This window comes from Candidatus Sulfuricurvum sp. RIFRC-1 (assembly GCF_000310245.1).
Classification (GTDB): Bacteria; Campylobacterota; Campylobacteria; order Campylobacterales; family Sulfurimonadaceae; genus Sulfuricurvum.
This window is the reverse complement of the sequence record NC_020505.1, coordinates 1,777,971-1,799,168: the sequence shown is the minus strand read 5'-3', so window position 1 is coordinate 1,799,168 and position 21,198 is coordinate 1,777,971. Positions and strand designations below refer to the sequence as shown.

General features: G+C 43.5%; 22 protein-coding genes. 6 read left to right on the top strand and 16 right to left on the bottom strand.

Annotation, left to right across the window (positions count from 1 at the left end; genetic code table 11):
* Nucleotide 1: 1 nt before the first annotated feature.
* The 7 genes from B649_RS12305 to B649_RS12610 all read right to left on the bottom strand — a co-directional run bounded on the left by B649_RS12305 (nt 2) and on the right by B649_RS12610 (nt 6,305).
* Nucleotides 2-970, bottom strand: a complete 969-nt coding sequence (locus tag B649_RS12305) for an MlaD family protein (protein ID WP_015654228.1) — start codon at nt 968-970, stop codon at nt 2-4.
* Entirely contained in the window at nt 954-1,709 is a 756-nt protein-coding gene (locus tag B649_RS09075; protein ID WP_015654227.1) for an ATP-binding cassette domain-containing protein, read from the bottom strand. The genes B649_RS12305 and B649_RS09075 overlap by 17 nt, the downstream gene beginning before the upstream one ends.
* The gene (locus B649_RS09070) at nt 1,706-2,824 is read right to left on the bottom strand and encodes an MlaE family lipid ABC transporter permease subunit (protein ID WP_015654226.1); all 1,119 of its coding nucleotides are present in this window, start codon (nt 2,822-2,824) and stop codon (nt 1,706-1,708) included. Before B649_RS09070 ends, B649_RS09075 begins: the two co-directional genes overlap by 4 nt.
* 6 nt (nt 2,825-2,830) lie before the next feature.
* Nucleotides 2,831-3,586 carry a metal ABC transporter permease gene (locus tag B649_RS09065; protein ID WP_015654225.1) on the bottom strand — a complete coding sequence of 252 codons (756 nt, stop codon included), beginning with the start codon at nt 3,584-3,586 and terminating at the stop codon, nt 2,831-2,833.
* Complete coding sequence (locus B649_RS09060; RefSeq protein ID WP_015654224.1) at nt 3,583-4,455, bottom strand: zinc ABC transporter substrate-binding protein; 873 nt, start codon at nt 4,453-4,455, stop codon at nt 3,583-3,585. Before B649_RS09060 ends, B649_RS09065 begins: the two co-directional genes overlap by 4 nt.
* A gap of 115 nt (nt 4,456-4,570) precedes the next feature.
* Nucleotides 4,571-5,998 (bottom strand): hypothetical protein, encoded by a 1,428-nt coding sequence (locus B649_RS09055; RefSeq protein ID WP_015654223.1) that lies wholly within the window; start codon nt 5,996-5,998, stop codon nt 4,571-4,573.
* Nucleotides 5,999-6,047: 49 nt separating this feature from the next.
* Nucleotides 6,048-6,305 (bottom strand): hypothetical protein, encoded by a 258-nt coding sequence (locus B649_RS12610; RefSeq protein ID WP_291750880.1) that lies wholly within the window; start codon nt 6,303-6,305, stop codon nt 6,048-6,050.
* A 102-nt stretch (nt 6,306-6,407) separates the two neighbouring features.
* Here B649_RS12610 and B649_RS09045 point away from each other — a divergent pair, with 102 nt between their 5' ends.
* Nucleotides 6,408-7,208: a serine hydrolase gene (locus tag B649_RS09045; protein ID WP_015654221.1), complete on the top strand. Its 801-nt coding sequence runs from the start codon at nt 6,408-6,410 to the stop codon at nt 7,206-7,208.
* Between the two features lie 3 nt (nt 7,209-7,211).
* Here B649_RS09045 and B649_RS09040 read toward each other — a convergent pair whose 3' ends face one another.
* The 4 genes from B649_RS09040 to B649_RS12300 form a co-directional block, all read right to left on the bottom strand.
* Entirely contained in the window at nt 7,212-7,727 is a 516-nt protein-coding gene (locus B649_RS09040; RefSeq protein ID WP_015654220.1) for a DNA-deoxyinosine glycosylase, read from the bottom strand.
* 89 nt (nt 7,728-7,816) lie between these two features.
* Nucleotides 7,817-8,188 (bottom strand): DUF1987 domain-containing protein, encoded by a 372-nt coding sequence (locus B649_RS09035; protein ID WP_015654219.1) that lies wholly within the window; start codon nt 8,186-8,188, stop codon nt 7,817-7,819.
* A gap of 18 nt (nt 8,189-8,206) precedes the next feature.
* The gene (locus tag B649_RS09030; protein ID WP_015654218.1) at nt 8,207-8,752 is read right to left on the bottom strand and encodes a SiaB family protein kinase; all 546 of its coding nucleotides are present in this window, start codon (nt 8,750-8,752) and stop codon (nt 8,207-8,209) included.
* Between the two features lie 23 nt (nt 8,753-8,775).
* Nucleotides 8,776-10,395 carry a SpoIIE family protein phosphatase gene (locus B649_RS12300; RefSeq protein WP_015654217.1) on the bottom strand — a complete coding sequence of 540 codons (1,620 nt, stop codon included), beginning with the start codon at nt 10,393-10,395 and terminating at the stop codon, nt 8,776-8,778.
* A 211-nt stretch (nt 10,396-10,606) separates the two neighbouring features.
* Here B649_RS12300 and purH point away from each other — a divergent pair, with 211 nt between their 5' ends.
* From purH to ung, 4 genes are all read left to right on the top strand, one after another.
* Complete coding sequence (gene purH, locus B649_RS09020; protein WP_015654216.1) at nt 10,607-12,142, top strand: bifunctional phosphoribosylaminoimidazolecarboxamide formyltransferase/IMP cyclohydrolase; 1,536 nt, start codon at nt 10,607-10,609, stop codon at nt 12,140-12,142.
* Between the two features lie 147 nt (nt 12,143-12,289).
* Nucleotides 12,290-13,174, top strand: a complete 885-nt coding sequence (locus B649_RS09015) for a DnaJ C-terminal domain-containing protein (RefSeq protein WP_015654215.1) — start codon at nt 12,290-12,292, stop codon at nt 13,172-13,174.
* A gap of 3 nt (nt 13,175-13,177) precedes the next feature.
* Nucleotides 13,178-13,564: a helix-turn-helix transcriptional regulator gene (locus tag B649_RS09010; protein ID WP_015654214.1), complete on the top strand. Its 387-nt coding sequence runs from the start codon at nt 13,178-13,180 to the stop codon at nt 13,562-13,564.
* A gap of 4 nt (nt 13,565-13,568) precedes the next feature.
* The gene (ung, locus tag B649_RS09005; RefSeq protein WP_015654213.1) at nt 13,569-14,243 is read left to right on the top strand and encodes a uracil-DNA glycosylase; all 675 of its coding nucleotides are present in this window, start codon (nt 13,569-13,571) and stop codon (nt 14,241-14,243) included.
* On the opposite strand, the gene B649_RS09000 is transcribed toward ung, so the two are convergent.
* The 3 genes from B649_RS09000 to B649_RS08990 are packed head-to-tail and all read right to left on the bottom strand — an operon-like array spanning nt 14,203 to nt 17,948.
* The gene (locus B649_RS09000) at nt 14,203-14,964 is read right to left on the bottom strand and encodes a CHAD domain-containing protein (protein WP_015654212.1); all 762 of its coding nucleotides are present in this window, start codon (nt 14,962-14,964) and stop codon (nt 14,203-14,205) included. The genes ung and B649_RS09000 overlap by 41 nt on opposite strands.
* A gap of 23 nt (nt 14,965-14,987) precedes the next feature.
* Entirely contained in the window at nt 14,988-15,995 is a 1,008-nt protein-coding gene (locus tag B649_RS08995) for an endonuclease/exonuclease/phosphatase family protein (protein ID WP_015654211.1), read from the bottom strand.
* Nucleotides 15,996-17,948, bottom strand: a complete 1,953-nt coding sequence (locus tag B649_RS08990; RefSeq protein WP_015654210.1) for a M3 family metallopeptidase — start codon at nt 17,946-17,948, stop codon at nt 15,996-15,998.
* Between the two features lie 90 nt (nt 17,949-18,038).
* On the opposite strand from B649_RS08990, the gene B649_RS08985 reads away from it, so the two are divergent.
* Nucleotides 18,039-18,656, top strand: a complete 618-nt coding sequence (locus B649_RS08985; protein WP_015654209.1) for a DUF502 domain-containing protein — start codon at nt 18,039-18,041, stop codon at nt 18,654-18,656.
* 52 nt (nt 18,657-18,708) lie between these two features.
* On the opposite strand, the gene B649_RS08980 is transcribed toward B649_RS08985, so the two are convergent.
* Both B649_RS08980 and B649_RS08975 read right to left on the bottom strand, forming a co-directional pair.
* Nucleotides 18,709-19,806, bottom strand: a complete 1,098-nt coding sequence (locus tag B649_RS08980; protein WP_015654208.1) for a trypsin-like peptidase domain-containing protein — start codon at nt 19,804-19,806, stop codon at nt 18,709-18,711.
* 2 nt (nt 19,807-19,808) lie between these two features.
* Nucleotides 19,809-21,131: a hypothetical protein gene (locus B649_RS08975; protein ID WP_041192434.1), complete on the bottom strand. Its 1,323-nt coding sequence runs from the start codon at nt 21,129-21,131 to the stop codon at nt 19,809-19,811.
* Nucleotides 21,132-21,198 lie beyond the last annotated feature (67 nt).

Sequence of the window (21,198 nt, the reverse complement as noted above, 5' to 3'; positions counted from 1 at the left end):
GTTATTCTCCTGGTCCGGATTTAGGGGTGGTTTTTTTAAACAACAAGTCAGATGGGCTTTCCCGAAGTGTTTTCAGGGTATTTTCCATCTCCAGAGTAAGCCCTTGGCTGCGTTGAATGAGATTACTCAGTTCAGCTGTTGTAGGTTGTACCATGGTATGGACATCATAATCGCCGCGATCAAGCGAGGCTTCGAGCTTACGGATAAGGGTATGGCTCTCTTTGGATGTTTCGGCGAGTGATGCGAGGGTAGAGGCCATTTTGGTTTGTACAAGGGTGTTGAAATTCCCAGAGGTATTTTTAACGCTTCCTGCGGCTTCCTTCATGGCGCTGAGTGATTCGGTGGCATTGGCCTCAAGCGCTATACTTCGATCTAATAAGGTTTGAATTTCATTTTGATAGCCATCGATTTGGGCGGTGAGTGAGCGTAAGTTTTCCAACGATTGGGCGATATTATCGACATTTTTATCACTGAAAATCCGATCGGCACGATCAAGAGTGGTCGAGAGTTTGGAAGCAACGTTGCTCAACGATTCATCGAGCCGTTTAATCAGCGAGGGGGAAGAGGGAATGGTGCTGAATGTATGAGCGTTCGTAGTCAGTAACGGTGCATCTTTGGAGCCGCCGATGATTTCGATAAAGGCCAGACCGGTGATTCCGTAGAATTTGAGCACGGCACTGGAGTCGGTTTTAATCGGGGTCTCTTTTTCAATTTTGAGGGTGAGCTCTACCTCTTCACTATTTTTTGGATTGATGCGGATGGATTCAACTTTTCCGACATCGACACCGTTAAATTTGACTGCCGCTTCGGGAGATAGCCCGGAGACCGATTCGGTGATGTAAAGATGATAGTTATGGTAATTGCCATCATCTTGGTTGTATTTGCCGAGCCAAAATGCAAAGGCTATCAGCGATGAAGCAAAGATAAGGACAAAGATACCTACGGCGGTATAGTTAACCTTGGATTCCATGAGACCCCTTTTGGAAGAAATAATCGACAAGCGGATGATCGATTTGGAGCACTTCATTTAGCGTCCCCTCGGCGATGACCTTTTTGTCACCCAGCAGTGCAAACCGATCGATACTGTGATGTATAGTATCTAAATCATGGGTTACCATCACGATAGTAAGTCCAAGTAAATCACGTAATTGTTGTATCAGGGCATCGAACTGTCGTGAACTGAGCGGATCGAGCCCCGATGTCGGTTCATCCAAAAAAAGGAGTTTTGGATCAAGGGCGAGAGCACGGGCAAGTGCGGCACGTTTAATCATACCGCCGCTGAGCTCGCTTGGGTAGAGATATCGTGCATGTTGAGGCAAACCGACGAGATCGATTTTCAGCGCGACGAGCTCGTCGATCAGCTTCGGAGAGAGATCGGTATATTCACGGTAGAGCATAGCGATATTTTCCCCCACACTCAGCGAAGAGTAGAGTGCCCCGGATTGAAATAACACTCCCCATTGACGCCGAAGATTTTGCGCATCGAGGGGGGTAATGGATTTTAGATCATATCCGAGGAGATTGAGGCTGCCGCTTTGGAAAGATTGCAGAAGAATCATTTCTCGAAGAAGGGTAGATTTACCCGATCCGCTTCCCCCTAAAAGAGCATAGATTTCGTTTTTATACACGGTACAGCTGACGTGATCGTGGATGAGGTTATCGCCGAACGCAGTCACAATATCGCGTGCCTCGATGATAATAGGGTTCATAATTTCAGCTCGGTCAGGAGGATTGAGAATAACGCGTCACATGCGATGACCAAGAAAATCGCATTCACGACACTTTTGGTAGTATAGTGCCCGATACTTTCGGTATTGGAGGATACTTGAAATCCTCGGTAGGTACTTACCATCGCGATTAAAAAGGCAAAAAACGGCCCCTTGATAATCCCTATGAGGTAGTGCTTAATCTCCAATGCTCCCTGAAGGCGGTGAGTAAATTCACTGAAACTCAGATGCGACTGTGCATTCGCAATGACCATTCCTCCAAATATCCCCACGAGATCGGCAAAAAAGATCAGTAGCGGCATAACAATCATAAGGGCAAAAACACGGGGCCAGACTAAAAAGATGAACGGATCAAAGCCCATTGTTTTCATGGCATCGATCTCTTGGGTCATTTTCATCGCACCGATTTGGGCGGTAAATGCCGAACCGCTTCGTCCGGCAACGACGATGGCTGTAATGAGAGGAGCAAGTTCACGGGTGAGAGATATCCCGATCGTATCGACAATAAAAATATCAGCTCCGAATTTTTGGAGTTGAACGATGCTCTGATACGCGATGACAACCCCGATTAGAAAGGCACTGATAGCGATGATCGGCAGTGCCTGTGCTCCACTGGTAAAGATATGGGAAACGATAGAGCGATATCGGATTGTTGAGGGGTGAAAGAGGGTATAAAATAATAAAACAAACGCTTCTCCCAAAAAAGCTAAAAAGTGTCCAATTCCTTGAATGTTTTGATGTGTATCTTCTCCTAGGGTATATAGCCATGAGGGGCGAGCGGGAGGAGAGAAGGTGTTATGTCTGCCGGAATAAAGGAGAGCATAGAGTTTCGAGTGGTTTTCATTGACACCGATGAGTTCAGAGGAGATTCCATCTTTTTCGAAGGTACGATGGTAAAGCTGCCACAATGCTATCCCTGCCGAATCGATTTCAGTTACGTGTGAAATATCCCAAATGATAGAAGATTTGGGATGAAGTGTTTTGAGATTCGATTCAATTTCAGCCAGATTTGGAATTGTCCAAGAACCGCTGCATTGAAGCAGTGTATGGAAGCGTTCACTAATGATGTCAAGATGGGCTGTAGATGAACTTTGCATCCTTTATTATAACGAGATTGCATCTTTTTTGGGAGACAAAATGAGAATACAGCTCAGTGATATCAAGCCTCCAAAGGCCGAGATTGTATATCCAGTCGGTAAATCAGCCCAAAAGGAGATTAGGATTGCGATAATGGAAAAACTCCATCCGAAGGCAAGCGCAAAAGGGTATAAAGGGAATTTTTTTTGCATTGATGCTATGAGGGCAGGAGCGACAAGGAGAACAAAAACAACCAAAACGCCGGCAAGTTGAACGGATGAGGTCACGGTAAGTGATAGGAGACTAAAAAAGAGTATTTCTCGAATCAATCCAGAGGTTTTTGGGTAAATTTTCCATGCTATCAATCCAATAAAAGAATAAAGGGCAAGCGTTTGAAAAAATAACTCTTGTGTCGTAAACAGCAGATCATTGGCAAGTAGCGATTTAAAATGTTCCATCCCCTCAGCACTGTGCGCTAGAACCATCAAAATACCGCTTGCTCCTAGCACATAAATGAGCCCGATAAATGCCTCCAGCTGTAATGTGCGAGTAGTAGCATAGGCAATCAGAAGCCCAGTGAATAGAGCAAATACAAGGGCAAAAAGATAGAGGTATTCCCCATGAAAATACCCTAGACTAATTGCCGAACCCAGTGCTGCCATTTGGGCGATAGCCAGATCGGTAAAAATAATGCCTCGAGACAAAATTCCTATACCAAACCATGCGTGAATCAGGACTAAAAGCAACGAAAGTGCTATCGGAATAAGGAATAAATCAATCATCTTAGAGCCTGAATGATTGATGCAAAGAGACTGTAAAGCTCAGTCGCGCTAGAGGTAGCTCCCACATCATGGGGAAGTATCGCCAACTTTATGCCCGTCTTATCCGATATAAACTCACCTGTTTTGGTAGGGTGATAGACATCGTGCATAATACAAAACGGTTTTTTCTCATTCATCAAAGCAATGAGTTGCATCGTATGCGAAGACGAAGGGGGAATCCCAGCCAACGGTTCGATTGTCCCGATGCTTTTCATCCCATATGCACGGATAAAATAGTTGAATACGGGATGATACTGAACAATATTTTTACCTCTAAGCGGTGCCATCTGACTGTCCCAATGTTTGAGATGGATTGTCCATTGCTGTTTAAACACCGTGAGATTTTTGCGATATTGGGATGCGTTGAGAGGATCTTTTTGACTCAAAAATACGGAAACAGCCTCCGCAAGAAGGGGAATGTTGTGGGGATCGAGATGAAAATGCGGGTTACCGTCAGCGTGGACATCACCATTTTCTCGCCCCATACTTTTGGGCACATCGATCAGTGCCACTTTACGAGAAAGATCCAGCACATTAGCTGATTGATTTAAACGGCTATTGCTCGCTTTTTCAAGAAGTGGCGGCAACCATCCGATTTCAAGATCACCTCCATTGATAATCAGCGCATCCGCATTGCGTAATTTGACAATCAACGAAGGTTTGGGAGAGACGAAATGGGGATCCCAATTACCTTGTGCCAAGGTGTTAATATCAACGTTATCGCCCCCGATACTATCAACAAGCGAGGCGATATAGGGATAGCTCACGGCAACCGTTATTTTGGCGTACGAAAACGTAAAAATAAGTGTTAAAAAAAGTAAAAATTTCATCATTATTCCTTGTGTTTTTAATTCTCCAGCATATATGCTGGTCGCTTTAGGGGGTTGCAAGGGAGCAATTTGTCCCTGCCACTAAAAGGGGCTTTGCTCATTTTAGTGTATAGCATCAAAATGAGTGTGCGCCGTGTTTGCCGAGGGCAAGATTAATCGAAAACATTATTGAATCGAGGTTTTGGCGTTCAAGCGCTTCATTAAACAAAGCATTGGAATGGAGATATTCTAAGCGTAATCGTGCAAATTCGCTACTATGAAATTCTACCATAGCGGTATATTGGTCAAAGTTATCAGGCAAATCCTGTTTTACATCGCCTGTGAAGACATCGTTTTGATACATATTTTCATAGCGGATTCCCGTACGCCATGTTTGGTTTGGGGCGTAGACGAGCTCTGTATAATATCCGGCTTGTTTTTTGCGTGATCCATTTGATGTGATCGTATCCAATGCATTATCCGGGTCTGCAATTAAATTTTCATTATTAAATTGAGTCCCTTTCATATCACGATAGAGCCATTCGCTTTGCCATGTGAGAGAACTATAGCTATCAAAAGCGTGTTTTAGCGTCATATCAATACCGTACAACGTGCTTTTTCCACTAAACGCATACGGTGTTTCATCACTAAAATGGTCAAGTCGACTGTGACCGCTAGCGATACTTGCACCCGCCAAAAGTGTGGTGTCACCAAAATCAACAGAAGTTTTGACGTATCCGACATAAAGTGAGGGTTGAGCAGCGGAACCCACCAAAGAGCTTTCTTCATCGTAAGGATCGCCAATCGCTGCTTCTCCAAACATCGCCTCATTTTTTCCTTGTAATGCTTCGATTCCGAACATCAGATAGGTATCTGTTGGAGCAACCCATTGTGTCTGTACCCCTATTTCTTGTATCCCATGATCTCCTAAAAAAGCGCTGTAAAGCAAAGGGGTGGTGGAAAAATTACGAAAATGTTGATGTTGAGCGTTGATACGGCCAAAATCACTCAAAAATTTCCCCCCTTTAATTCGAATATTATAGGGAATTTCTCGTGTGGTGAAATAGGCCTCTTCGATTTCAAAGCCCTCGTTGGTCAGATGAAAGATAGCGGTGGCATCAAACATCGGATCAACCGTGGCACTAAATCCAAGCTCAGCATAGTTGAGATTAAAACCGTTTTGAGCATTGTATCCAGGCTCACTTTGCCCGCCATGATCGTGAACCCCAAATACCGTTTCAGTAATTCCGGGAAGTCCCATATGGGCGATTTTTTCATCGGCAATGTTGCGATTGACATACGACATATCGATCATCAATGAAGGGTTAAGGATAGAAGCGGTTTTATTGATTTTATCCACAATGGTTGGATTGGCAACAATGAGTGTTTCGTTTGCTGGTGCAGAGACTACAGGCATTGTTGTTTTTTCAAGAGTCTCTATTTTTTCTTGCATACTTCGCATCATCTGCGACATTTGTTCCATTTGTGTTTTGAGCATTTGAAGCTCAGAATCGTTGGCATAAAGGGATGCGGCAGCCATGGTTGATAATAATAATTTTTTCATAGAAATATCCTAATTGTTTAAAATAAAATGGTTTGTTTTATGGTAAAAATTAGACTAGAGGAGGGGAACGGCTTTGTGCGGGGATAAAGGATACAAAGTGCAACGGTGGGATGCGAATATCAAAAATAACAGTTGCACAATCAATCTTTGGCAAAGTAAAAGTGTCATTCAAAATGAGTGGAGAATGGGCAAACAAACATATTTCACACGAACTGTCTTGATGATAGGAATGCTCTATTTCATGAACAGCACCCACAAAAATCGAGAGGATAAACAGCAGTGAAAAAAAACGTCTAAATCGTTGCATCATTCCCCTTTCTATTAAGACGAATTTTACCATAATAAAGGTGTTTTGGCATAAGATTTGCTTTGTTCCGACATAGTGATGAAATTAAAATGAGGTAGCTTTATGATAAAAAAACTAATTGCATTATGTTTAATAGGTTCCGTAAGTTTATTTGCCGAGATCAATAAAACAGAGCTGGGCAAACTGGAAGTAGAAGCATTGATCGTTAAAGACCTTACCGCAAAGCAGACGCTCTATTCCAAAGAACCGTTCAAAGAGGTTCAACCCGCCAGCCTCACCAAAGTAATGACCGTTATGCTGGCGATTGAGCGAGGGAATCTGGGTGAACCGATTACAATTACTCGGGAAATGACAAAAGTTGAACCTACGATAGCCGGGTATCGCAGGGGTGATGTCATCCGCCTCGAAGATCTTCTCAAAGCCGCAATGATCAAGTCGGATAACGATGCGGCTAAAGCGATCGCAATTACCGTTGGGGGGAGTGAAGAACGCTTTATTCAAATGATGAATGCCAAAGCCAAAGCCATCGGGATGGGGCATACTCATTTCACCAATCCATGCGGATACGATGATAAACAACATTATTCTACCCCAAAAGACCTCCTGAAAATGACCGAATATGCGATCAAAAACCGTAAATTCAATGAGATTAGTAGGATCAATGAATACCGATACCGTGCTTTGAACAAAAATCGCGAATTCTATGCCTACACCCATAACCGTCTACTCAATCGTTATGAATATGCGGTCGGGGTAAAAACAGGTTATACCGCTAAAGCAGGTGCGTGTCTGATCGCACGGGCTAAAAAAGATGGGAAAGATTGCGTCATCGTGATGATGAACGCCAAAGGGGATCGCTGGAAGACGGCGAAGAATATTTTTGAGCAGGTTTTAAACAGTTAGATACTATCTCTTCTCCGTCATTCCCGCGTAGGCAGGAATCCAGCTTTTCAAAATTTTTTCGTAAATCTCTTTTTTCTCCTCAAATTTCATCGCCGCATAAGCCGGCGAGGTGGAGGGTAGAAGCACTTTTTCCACCTTCAAATTCTTATAAAATTTCATAAAAAGATCATGACTTTTTTTCCCCGTAAAGCCGAGAACCCGGATATTGGGATAATCCCGCAATAGCTTTTCAAAATCATTCGGTATACAGTTTTTGAGATTAGTATCGCTCGAATTGCTCCGCTCGCAACTACCTATCACATCCCACAACCCGATCCCATTTTCGATACAAAACGCTTTTTTCGCGTCATTCGATTCCAATCGCACCTCGAAAATTGATTCGATGATTGGCCAGAATGCATTTCGGGGATGGGCATAGTAAAAAGCTTGTTCGAATGACGCGATACTGGGGAAACTGCCCAAAAAGAGGATGCGGGTGTTTTGGTTGAGGATAGGGGGGAATGGGTGTGAAAAGAGCATCTGTACTACCTCCCCTGTAGTTTTGAGGGGATAGTGTTCCCCCCTTTTAATCCGTATGATAGTATGAAGGGGAGCGCAGTGTCAAGATCTCAAATGGCAATAAAGTTGAAGCGGACATTATCAAGATCTTCTTTGAACTCCTGACCAAATTCTTCAGCCGTATCGTCTTCTTCATGATGTTTCCAGTTTACGGTAACACTGTTAAATTCACTAATTTCTTCAAGAAGAGCAAAAAGGTTAAAAAAAACTTTGGTGCTGGCGCTGTTGAAATAGGTCAAAAAGAAATCAAACTGAATATCGCTATCTTGCAGATTATTCAAATGAGTTTTCAGAGGAGTTATAATGGGATCAAAAAACGCATTAACATCTTCGGGATAGGACTCCCCTTCGAAACTGAAGAGATTATTTTGGGTGTCCAAAACGATTTTTGGTGTGGTTACTGTTGCTGGGATGGTTGTCATCGGGTTTTCCTTTATATATTAAATTACGACTTTGAGTGTAAAAGTGTCGTATGTTTCATCGTCTTCAAGAAAATCAAATTCGATAGGTTCGCTTGATTTTCGTGCCATTTCTATAAATCCTACACTTGCCCCTTTGCTCCCCTCTTCAGCCTCTGATCGCATTTTCTCTTTGTACAGAGCTTTCAGTTCATCGGGGCTCATGGAGGAGATCACATCAAGCTTTTCTTTGAGTGCGGCAACTTTGGTTTTTTCGATTCGGTTGGAACACATGATGTAAAATTTATCATCTTCTGTCCCGATAGCAACCGATCCGTAACTCATACTGGCTTGGTCCGGATTTTGTATTTGATCGGGAGAGTAACGGGTGATGTTTTGGGCCTGCTCTACAAACATGTACAAAACTTTTTGGCTTATCCCCATTTTTGTTTCATCGGAACTCAATTTTCCTTTAATCATCGAGCTAACCGCTACAATGATCTCTTGCGATAAATATCCGTTGTAACAAAAAATAACATTTTTGGATTCAATCATCTCTTTCAATGTTCGAAAGTCGTTGAAAGTCATCTCTTTTTCCTTGTAATTAAAATTTAGATTTGAAAAGCAATCATCGTATTGTCATCGCGCTGTGATTCGTCTCCCTTGTAATGGTTGTATTTTTCTAAAATGATGGCTTGTTGTTCGTGCATCGGTTTTTGATGGTTGTCAAAAATAATTTCCATAAGCCGTTTTTTACCGAACGCAATTCGTTTACTGCCGCCGATCTGGTCAATGATTCCATCGGTTGTGAGATAAAAATGCATCCCCTCTTTGAGTTGTAACGTCTGATTGGTAAAGGTCAGATCCAGATCACTGTGAACATAGCCGATACTGTGTTTATCGGGTTTGACATGATGCATGTGATTGTCCTCAACATACAGAAGCGGCGTATTGGCTCCGGCGAAGGTTAATTGTTTATTTTCAAGATCGACGTAACAAAATGCTCCGTCCATCCCATCATTGGATTCGCTTGTTTCATCGTATTGCCCTAAGGTCTCTTTTACCAGACGGTTCATTTGGCTTAAGAGTGCGGCAGGATCGTCCAGGTGTCTTTGTTGAGACAGCAACCGGTCAAGAATCGAAATCACGACAAAAGTCATTAAGGCACCCGGAACACCATGTCCCGTACAATCGATGATGGCAACAAAGAACCCTTTGTCGGTTTTATCGATCCAATAGCAGTCTCCGCCGATAACGTCTTTCGGTTTCCAAATAACAAAAGCGTCATTGGTAAAACGATCGAGCATATCCGGCTCCGGCAAAAAGGAACGCTGAATACGGCTGGCGTAATTAATGCTGCTGCGAACCAATGTATTGATCTGCTCTAATTCTTTATTATTATCTTGGATCAGTTGAAATGAGTGATGGAGTGCTTGTCGGGAGAGTTCAAAACTTTTTCCGACTTGTCCTATCTCATCGGTACGTTTCCACACAAACGGTTCGTCAAATTTTTGGTTTGCCAACGCTTTGGATTGGGACAAGAGTTCGCCAAAGGGGTGCGTAATGTCGGAAACCACCCTTTTAACCATCTTTGCCACATAGATTGCGCCGGCAATACTGATGAGAATAACGAGTGCCAAAATGGCAAAAAACTGAATTTGCGTGGTGGAATAAATATTTTGGGCGTTGAGAATTTGTACCTGCATGAGCTTATTGAGCAAAGGGGTCAGCTCGATAATGGTGTAGGGGGCATCATCCGTCGTCCAGGCGATGATATCCATCAACTTTTTCTCTTTGACGAGGAGAATCAAATTATCCAAACTTCGGACAGATAAATTAAAATATTTTTCGGTATCGGGTAATAATGCCGTTTCCTCTTCGGTTAAATGACCGTTTTTATAGGCGTTCCACTCGGTCACGATACTCTCTTTTTCACGGTTGAGCGTGGTGTACGCCTGTGTGTAATCCGTGACTTCACCGTGAGCGATGTTTTGAGCCGTAACCAGTACTTTTTGTTCGTAGGATTCTTTGATTAATCGCAGGTGACCCAGAGGCTCCAGAGCATTTTCATTGAGCGCCCGAATGGAAAAATTGGAGATAAGCATCCCGATGATACCGGCAATAATAGCACTTATGGCAAGCAGTTGCGTTAGCTTGACTAAATAGTTTACCTTATCGTTTACGCTTGTGTTTTCGAGTACTTCCGGCATAAACTTTGTCATTAATCCCATTGTTTTCCTTTGTAAAATCGGTATGAAAGGTGCGACTTTGCAGAAGTATATAGACGTTTTATTACGAATACGAAACGAAATAATGGCCGTTTTTAGTCGTAATAAGAGGTTCGTCATTCTCTCAAACGAAGCGATTTACCTTCCCCTAAAGCACTTTTTGTTACAATTCCACCATTAATTTATGGGCATACGACCCAATCAAAGGAACTGCATGAAGCGTGCATTGCTCAGTGTCAGCGATAAAAGCAACATCGTTGAGTTTGCCAAATCTCTTATCGGTTTGGATTATCAGATTATCTCTACGGGCGGAACATACAAAATGCTCACGGATGCGGGTGTGAGTGCCATCGAGATCGATGAAGTGACTAAATTCCCTGAGTGTTTTGAAGGGCGTGTTAAAACTCTCAATCCGTACATCCACGGCGGGATTTTACACCGACGCGACAAACAATCTCACCTCGACCAAGCGGTAGAACTCGGTGTTGAAGCGATTGATTTGGTATGTGTCAACCTCTATCCGTTTAAAGCGACGATTGAGAAAACCGATGATTTCGAAGAGATCATCGAAAACATCGACATCGGCGGCCCTGCGATGGTTCGCTCTGCGGCGAAAAACTTTGACAGCGTTATCATCCTTACCGATCCATCGGATTATTCCCTCGTTCTCAATGCAATTGCTAACGGTGAAAACACAATGGAGTTCCGCCGTGATCTGATGATTAAAGCGTATGAGCACACTGCGGCGTATGATTCTATGATCGCCAACTACATGAACAAACGGTTCAACAACTGTATGGGCTCTAAACAGTTCATCGTCGGCAATAAGGTAATGGATACCCGTTACGGCGAAAACCCGCACCAAAAGGGCGGTTTATATGAGTTTGACACTTTCTTCAGCAAAAACTTTAAAACCCTCAAAGGGGAAGCGAGTTTCAACAACCTCACCGACATCAGCGGTGCGGTGAAAATCGCGGCGGCATTTGGGGATGAGAATGCAATCTGTATCGTCAAACACGGTAATCCGTGTGGTTTCGCGATTCGTGAAAATCTCCTCGATGCATACACTGAAGCGCTCAAATGTGATCCAATCTCCGCGTTCGGCGGTGTCGTTGCGGTAAACGGTGTCGTGACCAAAGAGCTTGCCGAGAAAATGAACGAGATGTTCCTCGAAGTGATTATTGCCGGACGTATCGATGAGGAAGCACGCGCCGTGTTCGAGCCGAAAAAACGTCTCAAACTTTTCGAATACGGAAGTGATCGTATTGCTCTTAGCAACGACGCGATCGATTTCAAACACATCGACGGCGGATTCGTATTCCAAGACGCTGACCGTGTAACTCACGAGGAAGTTGCTAATGCTGCGCTCGTCACCAAACACGTTGCGAGTGATGCCGCTTTGAGAGATGCGGAAATCGCTTATAAGGTCGCTTCCCTCACTAAATCAAACTGTGTTGTCTACGTCAAAGATGCGGCGATGGTAGCGGTCGGTATGGGGATGACCTCACGTGTCGATGCGGCGCGCTGTGCATTGCGCAAAGCTGAAGAGATGGGTCTGGATGTCAGCGGTTCTGCATTGGCGTCTGAAGCATTCTTCCCATTCCGTGATTCTATCGACGCGGCGGCGGGTGCGGGTGTTAAAACGGTTATTCAGCCGGGCGGTTCGGTACGTGATGAAGAGGTCATTGCCGCCGCTGATGAACACGGTATGGCACTTTACTTCACCGGAGTTCGTCACTTCCTTCACTAAGAATAGTTGCGTCTTCCAGGCGCAATTCTAAAAACTTCTTATTCCCCTGTTTTACGAGTTCTTCTTTTTAACCTTGATTGACATTGACTCAAACTTAGTGCTATAATTTTGTAAAATATTTAACGATAATTTTAATAGGATACAACTATGTCAAAAAGTTTATACACTACTCTCGAAATAGCCCCCGGAGCCAGCGAAGCGGAGATCAAAAAAGCGTATCGAAAACTGGCGCGCCAATATCACCCGGATGTGAACAAAGATCCCGCAGCCGAAGAGAAATTTAAAGAGATCAATGCGGCGTATGAAGTGCTTAGTGACAAAGAGAAACGGGCAAAATACGATCAGTACGGGGATTCGATGTTCGGCGGTCAGAATTTCCATGATTTTGCCCGTGGTCAGGGTGGAAATGTCGATTTGGATGAAATTTTACGCAGTATGTTCGGTGGCGGAGGTTCTGGCGGATTCGGCGGGGGCGGTTTCGGCGGCTTCGGAGGCGGATCAGGCTTCGGCGGTGGTTTTGGCGGAGGGATGAACCTCGATATCGATGCTAATGTTACCGTTCCGTTTGCCGTTGCGGTATTGGGTGGAAAACACTCGATCAGCCTCTCGGGGGAGAGTTTTGACATTAAAATTCCTGCCGGGATAAAAAGCGGTGAAAAACTTCGTGTTCGAGGCAAAGGGAAACGTGCCGGAAATCAAGCGGGTGATTTGTATTTACGAATCGATGTGGCCGCTAACCCTGAATATGAGCGTGAGGGAGACAACCTCGTCAAAACGTTTAATGTTCCTCTCTATGCCGCACTCTTCGGCGGCAAAGTGGCTATTCAAACACTGGAAAAAGAGGTGACGCTAAAGGTGCCTGAAAACACCAAAAACGGCCAACGTTTCCGTCTCAAAGAGATGGGGGTGATGAACCGACAAACCTCCGTTCGCGGTGATTTGTATCTCAAAGCGAATATTGTATTGCCTGCTGTTGAGAAACTGGATTCTGATTTAGTCGATGTGATGAAAAAATCACTTCCACAGGAGTAAGAGATGCACCATTTTGACGAACCGGTTTATATGATCAGTATTGTTGCCAAAATTTTGGATATTCATCCACAAACCCTTCGTCAATATGAGCGGGAAAATCTAATCGCACCTTCGCGTTCGGACGGGCGTATCCGTCTTTATTCTCAGCGGGATATTGAGAAAATTAAAATGATTTTGCGTCTTACCCGTGAAGTGGGAGTAAATCTTGCCGGTGTCGATGTGGTGATGCGTCTTAAAGAAAAAATGGAGGCGATGGAGCAAGAGATGATCGAACTTCGTGCTGAAATCTCTCGTATGCGAAATTCCAGCGGTGTACCTCCCGAAAAATCGCTTGTAACCAAACGTAGTATTTATGAAATGGTTATTTTTGACGATGATATTTTAAAGTAGCCCGATGAGTGTTTCTCCGGTTATTCATGAAAGTTGGAAAGAGGCATTAAAGGCTGAATTTACCCATCCCTATATGGAAGAACTCAAAGCTTTTTTGGTCGAAGAGAAGAAAAATTATACAATTTTTCCCCATGGAAGCCATATTTTTAATGCATTTAACTCCACCCCGTTTGAAAAGGTCAAAGTCGTCATCTTAGGGCAAGATCCTTATCACGGAGCAGGTCAGGCACACGGTTTATCATTTTCGGTACAACACGGTGTAGCGCTTCCCCCATCGCTCCAAAATATTTTTAAAGAGCTGGTATCTGATATCGGGTGTGATTATCCTAAAAGCGGTGATTTGAGCCACTGGGCGCAGGAAGGTGTATTGCTACTGAACACCCTTCTCACCGTCCGTTCCGGAGAGCCGTTTTCCCATAAAGAGCGTGGATGGGAACGGTTTAGTGATCAAGTGATTAAAACACTCAGTGAACAGCGTGAGCATATTATCTTTATCCTCTGGGGCGCTCCGGCGGGGAAGAAAGCTTCATTGATAGACGGAACTAAACACCTGATCCTCAAAGCACCCCATCCCTCACCCCTTTCATCGTATCGAGGGTTTTTCGGGTCGAAGCCGTTTAGTCAAACGAATGATTACCTTATATCGATGAAGATAACTCCGATCGAGTGGTGTCTTTGAGTTTTTGAAGTACTTTTTTTTGTTTTTGCAAAAGCTCTTTTGTTTCCGATAAAGGGTATTGTTGATAGATTTTTTTGAGCAGATCGATTTGATTGACGGTGTCTTGAATCGCTCCTAAAGTATTTTGGAGCTGTTTACAATGAGCGATAACTTCTTTGCAGTGATGCAGATCTGAAATCTCCAAAAATTCAAAACCGTAACGAGCATCTTTGAACTCAATGCGTAGACGATGAAGTGTTTTAGAATCGGCATCGTTTTCAAGGGCTAGATAGGAATCTAAGCAATGTTGGTAGTGGGTAAGCACTTTTTGTATCAGAATTTCGGAGAGAAAATCAGGATTACTGTGAGAAAGAAGATGTGAATAATCATCAATCAGTGCGAGTGTTTTATCTCTATACTTGGGTGTAAAAAGGGTTTTAACCCGCTCTTTTCGGAGTTTGAAGAGATATTTGTAAAGTTTAGGATATTTGGAGCGTGAGAGCGAACGGATAAGTACATCGAGCTCGCGAATCGAATTGCTCTCTTGCATGGCGGCCTTGAGCGGTTTTGGAAAAGGGAGTGACCCGACTAAAAAGAGTTTAACGAGTGAGCGGATCCGGCGAAGGGTGACTCGGAATTCATGGATTTCCTCCTCTTTCGCACTGTAGTGGAGCGAATGGAGAAGCACTCGTGCATGATAGAGCTGATAGCATAAATATTGGGTTAGTTTGCTTGGTTCCATTTGGTCATTATAGCCAATCTGCATTACATTCGAAACAGGGCATAAATTGGAAGGTGATCGGAATATCCTTCACCTAAATGGTGTTTGGGATGCTTACGACTTTGTTGCCAGCGGTATACTTTTCCTTTGTAAAACAAAAAATCGGGATCATATCGGTTAAAACTTCCCCGAACGTATTCTAGTCCCTCTCCATCGGCAAGTGCGGGAGAGATAATGATATTATCCAATCCTTCCCCTTTTCCTCGATACTGATGACTCCATCGTTTCTCAGGACTCACTTCATACCAAAGGTTGTAGAGGTGTTCATTGTTTTCTTTAAGTGATGCATACGTGATTGGATTCCCCTCATCATCAATGGTATGCAGGATATGATTGATCCCTGTAATACCTTCTGTATCATTGTGCTTACGGCTTTTGAGGAAGGTTTTATACTCTTCATAGTGGGAATTAAAGTCCCCCAACAGTACGTACGGTTCATTTTCTGAGAGCTCAGCCAAGCGCTGAGATAGACGTTTGGCACTTAGGATTCGCTTACTTTCAGGACCGCTTTTCGATTTCCAGTGATTGACAAATACCCGTAAAGATTGACCGTTGATATCGATTTTTGCTTCGAGAATATCACGATAACGTCCATTATACGTGATTGGATGTCTAAGTCCACTTTGGATGGGGTATCGGCTCAGTAATGCGGTATTGACCGAAGAGTTTTTATTTCGTGCAAATACATAATATCGATAATAGAGCCCTTGGCGTTTGAGCTCGGTCTTGAGGGCTTTGAGGGCAGTTTCAGATTCAATCTCCTGCAAACCGATAATATCGGCATTGATTCCACGGATAACAGCAGCGGTATTGTTGAGCTTAATCTTATACATTGTCTCAGTCCACCCCCAATCGCCGTTGGGGATATACTCTTCATATTCGTTGCCATCACGGTTCATATCAAAAAGGTTTTCGACGTTATAGCTTGCAATTTTCACTTCCACCCCTCCCAAAAATGAGATTAGTAATCCCAAAATCAACGCAATACGCATTTATTCGATCCCGCTAAGACGGAGGAGATTTTTAGATTCACATTCTCGTCCCATCATCTCCACAAACAGCTCCTGCATACTCTGTGATCCACCTTTGGCTAAAACGATCTCTTTGTATTTACGAGCAAGTTCAGAGCCAAATACACCCTCATCAACGATAGCATAATAGGCATCGGCACTCAATACTTCTGCCCACTTATAGCTGTAATATCCTGCACTGTACCCGCCGCTGAAAATGTGGCTAAATCCATTTTGAAATTTATTGTAAGCAGGCGGCTTAATCAAAGCAGTACGCTCACGGATCGAATCTAAAAGGTTCTGAAGCTCATCGCCTTGATAGAGTTTAGAGTGAAGCTCGAAATCAAAGAGAGAAAACTCGATTTGTCGAAGCATAAACATACCGCTTTGGAAATTTTTGGCACGGATCAGTTTGGCAATCATTTCATCGCTTAACACCTCTGCGCTCTCAAAATGTTTGGCGAAAAGTTTTAGCACTTTTGGCTCATAAGCGAAGTTTTCCAAAAATTGGGATGGGAATTCTACCGCATCCCACTCGACACCGTTCACGCCGCTTACGCCGTGCTCTTTTACACGACTGAGCAAATGGTGAATGGTATGTCCCATCTCATGAAAGAGGGTGACGACATCATCGTGTCGAAGCAATGAGGGTGAACTCTCCGAGGATGGGGGAAAGTTACAGACGACAAAGGCACTGGAGAGATGAGTACACCCTGCCGTATCTTCGCAATGGGTTTGGAAATTGTGCATCCAAGCACCGCCTCGTTTGTTTTTACGGGCTTCGAGATCGAAGTAGACACGCGCAGTGAGTTTTTCATCCTCATAGATGTCATAAACGCTTGCTTTTTCATCCCAAAGATCAATGTTTTGGCGGACAAATTGAATACCAAAGAGCTCATACAAAAACGTAAACATCCCCTCCATCACGCTGTGTTGTTCGAAGTAGGGACGATATTCCTCTTCGTCGATATCGTATTGGTCTTTTTTGAGGATTTCTCCATAGTAGGCGCTGTCATAACTTTGCAGGTCGATATTTGGAGCGATGGCACGAAGCTCTTCGAGTTCACGCATCCCTTGTTTACGAGAAGCTTCGATAAGTTCATCCAGAAATTTTAAAACGCTTTCCGTACTCGGTGCCATTTTGGAAGCGAGGGAATATTCGGCGTAATTTTCAAAGCCTAGAAGTACGGCACTCTCTTGACGCAGACGCATCAGTTCATCGATGATAGCTCCGTTTTGAGGCGCTCGGGTGGTGTAGGCACGATATATCTCCTCACGGATACTTCGGTTCGGACCATAGGTCATGTAGGCGATGTAGGATGGCATTTGTAGAGTAAAACGGTATTTTGTGATACCATCTTCTTCGAAACGGGCATTTTCCAAATCGCTTTCGGGAATCCCTTCGACATCGATTTCATTGGTAATGATTTTCTCATAAGCGTTGGTAGCGTCCAGGACATTTTGCGAAAAGTCGTTGGTGAGGGTGCTTTTTCGAAGATTGATTTCCGATAGCCGTTGTTTTGACATTTCATCCAGATGGGCTCCCGCGAGTTCAAAATGGAGGATGTTGAGATCCAGAATACGGCATTGTTCGGTATTCAATGAATCGTATTCGTTGGTTTTGACAGCTTTAAATGCTTCGTAGATCTCAAGATTTTGTCCGACAAAAGTCGAGTAATCGGTGAGAATAGGGAGGGCATCGGCGTACACTTTTTGAGATTCTTCGGAGTTTTTAACGGCGTTAATATGGGATAACGGAGTAAACAAAAGCTCTAAATCTTCTTCCATTAGATCAAAGGGACGGACAAAGTTGGCATAGGTTTTGTTGGGTGTGGCTAACAAATCGGTAATAGTTTTGTGGTTAATTTCGATAAGGGCATTCAGATCAGAGATAAAAGTCTCTAAATTCAGTTTAAAATCGGCAAATGGCTGCATGGTCTCTCCTCTAGTTGTGTTATTGTAGTAAAGTGTTTCAAAAAGTATTCTATAATTGCGCAATTTGTTATAATAAAAAGGTTTTACTCAATGGCTACAAAAATCAGATTTTTACTTCGTTATATTTTTGTCGGGGCATTGTCTCTTTTTCCCCTGATTTTGGTCATCGTTGTGGTTAATTATTTGAAAAACCTTGGGGTAAGTGCTTATTCTTCACTTCATGATTACACGAATTCTTTTGGGGTGACATTGGCGCTGATGGCAGGTGTTATCGCCATTTTTGCACTACTTGGGTTTTCGATCGAGAAATACGGACGCTCTATTTTTGTCTCGATGATTGACAGTACCTTTGAGAAAATCCCCGCTATTCGTTCTGTCTATTCGGTTTCTAAAAAACTCGCGGCAATGCTAAGCGGCGGAGAAGACGGGACAAAAAAAGAGGTGGTGTTGGTCGAGTATCCCAAAGAGGGGTTATGGGTACCGGCTTATTTACTGAATCGACACGAAAATATTTGTGTCGTATTTATCCCGACTTCTCCCAATCCTACGAGCGGTTATACAGTACTAGTGGATGAATCACTGATTAAAAAAACCTCTTTGAGTCTTCAGGAAGCATCGTCCTTTATCATCAGCATGGGGGCCGATTTCCCTCAAAAAGAGGCAGTTTCCATGTTGATTCAGAACGCAAATGAAATAAAATCCCATTAGCTACGCTTGCCGCTTTGGCACTAAAGCTTGCCTCATTCGAGGCATAATTGGCTTATTCAAACTCATCAAACTTCGGTTCCAGCGCTTTAAACTGACTAAGCAATAGAGCTTGATATCGGGGTGCATTGTCAAAAAGTTTGCGTAATGCAGCAGTGCCGTATTCTTCGCTCAAAGAAGAATCGACGATGATGTAGGAGAGATAGACCGTATTTTCGTTGATCGAGAATTGGAGCCGCTCTAGAACACTGTTCTCAGAGAGTAAAAAATCGTATAGCTCTTCGATATTTTCCTGCGGGATACGGCAGAGGGCTGAATCGGCGATGATGATTCCGTTATCGTAGTAGTTGATATCGATTCGGGTAGTCCCCATCTCAAATCGCCAGCTTCTTTGACTCCGTCGAGCAAGTGTAACATTGATCTCCAAAGCTTTCAGAATCTTCTCAATCAACGCTACGACACCGGAGGGTTTATACCCTTCGCGTCGGCGTTTGGCTACTTCGAGTTTTGTGCCGCATTTAGGGCAATAATCATTTTTGATAGAGGTTTCATGGATCAAATTTTTGCACGAACCGCATCGAATAACATCTTCGGTTTTTAGAGCATTAAACTGATTGAGGGCTTCTTTGAGGGTATATGCGGGGAGGGCAAATCCCAAATTGTTCGAATTTTGGATGATAAACGTATTGACTCCGATCACCTCTGCTGATTCATTCAGAAGCGGTCCACCGCTGTTTCCGGGATTAATCGCCGCGTCAAATTGGATGTATTCCACTTCTCCTTGCAGCCTTGTAGCTTTGGACACAATCCCCTCGGTTGTGGAGTAGTTGAGACCATAGGGGTGCCCGATGGCGATAACGTTGTCTCCATCTTGTACACTTTGCGAGGAGAGGATCAACGGATTTTTATGCTCAATCAGGATTGGGGATCGGATAAAGGCCAAATCGAAAGCGGGATCGTCATAGATAACGGTTCCGATTGTTTTCGGGAGTGTTTTGGTACTGATAAGCACCTCTTTAAGACCGCTTACTACGTGGGAATTGGTGATGATAAGACCGTCAATGAGAAATCCGCTTCCGCTTCCGTAAGGATTGGTAATTTGGACGATACTCTCGATCGTTTGTTCGACCATTTTTTGGGTGGCACTGTTCACATTTACACTTCCGTATAATCGAGATTTTTGATTTGGAGATAAAAACTTTGGCTGAAATGGTTTAAATCACTGTAATTGAGATGTTCGGCAAAACTCTGAAGCCCTTTGTAGCGGTCGGCATACGGCTCTATCGATTCACGGACACGTTGCGCAATCAGATTTTGTTTGAACGTTTGGGTACGCGGATCGTACAACGGCGTTTCTCCTGCAGTTTTGAAAAAATCAGAGGCGTAGATTTCGACATGCAAATGAAACAGTGCACGCAGTGAGGGGTGCAGACCGTAGTTGTAGAGAATATAGAGGGAGATATAACGATAAATGACGGTTATAACGTAGTTGGATCGGTTATTTTTGTACCAGCGGACTTTGTTTAGCGATTCGTCTATAAAGGCGGCAATCTCATCGTGCATCGCTTGATCGAACGGGGAAAAGGTGTAGGCACAATGGTAAAACTGGGTTGTGAAAGATTCAATATCCATTGATTCAAGCTCGCTCAAATATTGTTCCAAATCAGCATTTTTATCTTCGGTCAGCTTCTCATCATCCATAAAGTAGCCGTTTATTCTTTCACTGATATTTTTGGCCATTTTTTTATGAGGGAGGAAGAGATAATCGATTTGAAGCAATAAGGCAAGATAGCTAAAGGAGACCATGCCCGTATTATCATTCGATAAAAGACCTATCAGACTTTGTCTTGTTTCTTTGATCCACTGGTGCATAAAAGTATAATTCGATTTGATTCTATTCTGCGAGATCGGGAGGAGATGTTCGGTGTCCAACAGTGCGGACTCATCAAATTCACCGGCAATAAACTCTTTTTCAAAATCGGCATTCAAGGCAATTTCTCGAAGCGGAAAAAAGATTTTTTGGGGAGTGATTGTACCATTGTCGAGACGAATGGAGAGTTTTATGATCCCCTCGCTGTGACTAAAACGGCAGTAAGTAAGTTGAAAATCACGTTCTAAAAAACGGCGTTTAATCGCTACATGCAGTTTCTCGCTCAGAGCAATATCGGCATACGCTTCCAGCGAGGTCGGAGTAACGGTTCCTTTGATCAGTGCATATCCTTGATAAAGGCTAAAACGGATCATTTCATCGGTACGCTCAATACTTAGGTGCGGTATGGAAAAAGGATCATTTTGGTGGATCAAGGAAGAGAGAAAAAATGTATATCCGCTCAAAATATCACCCTGAATAAACGCTTCAGACGCCCGATCAAACAGCTCTTTTTCATTGTGATTAGGGAGAGCATGCGTCCCTCGTCCATACTGTGGTGCGCGATGCATCCGGGTTGGACTTAACCATGCTCTAATCGTATCGAACACCTTCACCCCTATTTTTCCTTCTCTTATGATTTGCTTAGTGTAATCAAAGCAACCTTAAAGCGACAAT

Coding starts and splice junctions, on each gene's coding strand:
- B649_RS12305 (WP_015654228.1), bottom strand. CDS start 970: ATGGAATCCAAGGTTAACTATACCGCCGTAGGTATCTTTGTCCTTATC.
- B649_RS09075 (WP_015654227.1), bottom strand. CDS start 1,709: ATGAACCCTATTATCATCGAGGCACGCGATATTGTGACTGCGTTCGGC.
- B649_RS09070 (WP_015654226.1), bottom strand. CDS start 2,824: ATGCAAAGTTCATCTACAGCCCATCTTGACATCATTAGTGAACGCTTC.
- B649_RS09065 (WP_015654225.1), bottom strand. CDS start 3,586: ATGATTGATTTATTCCTTATTCCGATAGCACTTTCGTTGCTTTTAGTC.
- B649_RS09060 (WP_015654224.1), bottom strand. CDS start 4,455: ATGAAATTTTTACTTTTTTTAACACTTATTTTTACGTTTTCGTACGCC.
- B649_RS09055 (WP_015654223.1), bottom strand. CDS start 5,998: ATGAAAAAATTATTATTATCAACCATGGCTGCCGCATCCCTTTATGCC.
- B649_RS12610 (WP_291750880.1), bottom strand. CDS start 6,305: ATGCAACGATTTAGACGTTTTTTTTCACTGCTGTTTATCCTCTCGATT.
- B649_RS09045 (WP_015654221.1), top strand. CDS start 6,408: ATGATAAAAAAACTAATTGCATTATGTTTAATAGGTTCCGTAAGTTTA.
- B649_RS09040 (WP_015654220.1), bottom strand. CDS start 7,727: ATGCTCTTTTCACACCCATTCCCCCCTATCCTCAACCAAAACACCCGC.
- B649_RS09035 (WP_015654219.1), bottom strand. CDS start 8,188: ATGACAACCATCCCAGCAACAGTAACCACACCAAAAATCGTTTTGGAC.
- B649_RS09030 (WP_015654218.1), bottom strand. CDS start 8,752: ATGACTTTCAACGACTTTCGAACATTGAAAGAGATGATTGAATCCAAA.
- B649_RS12300 (WP_015654217.1), bottom strand. CDS start 10,395: ATGGGATTAATGACAAAGTTTATGCCGGAAGTACTCGAAAACACAAGC.
- purH (WP_015654216.1), top strand. CDS start 10,607: ATGAAGCGTGCATTGCTCAGTGTCAGCGATAAAAGCAACATCGTTGAG.
- B649_RS09015 (WP_015654215.1), top strand. CDS start 12,290: ATGTCAAAAAGTTTATACACTACTCTCGAAATAGCCCCCGGAGCCAGC.
- B649_RS09010 (WP_015654214.1), top strand. CDS start 13,178: ATGCACCATTTTGACGAACCGGTTTATATGATCAGTATTGTTGCCAAA.
- ung (WP_015654213.1), top strand. CDS start 13,569: ATGAGTGTTTCTCCGGTTATTCATGAAAGTTGGAAAGAGGCATTAAAG.
- B649_RS09000 (WP_015654212.1), bottom strand. CDS start 14,964: ATGGAACCAAGCAAACTAACCCAATATTTATGCTATCAGCTCTATCAT.
- B649_RS08995 (WP_015654211.1), bottom strand. CDS start 15,995: ATGCGTATTGCGTTGATTTTGGGATTACTAATCTCATTTTTGGGAGGG.
- B649_RS08990 (WP_015654210.1), bottom strand. CDS start 17,948: ATGCAGCCATTTGCCGATTTTAAACTGAATTTAGAGACTTTTATCTCT.
- B649_RS08985 (WP_015654209.1), top strand. CDS start 18,039: ATGGCTACAAAAATCAGATTTTTACTTCGTTATATTTTTGTCGGGGCA.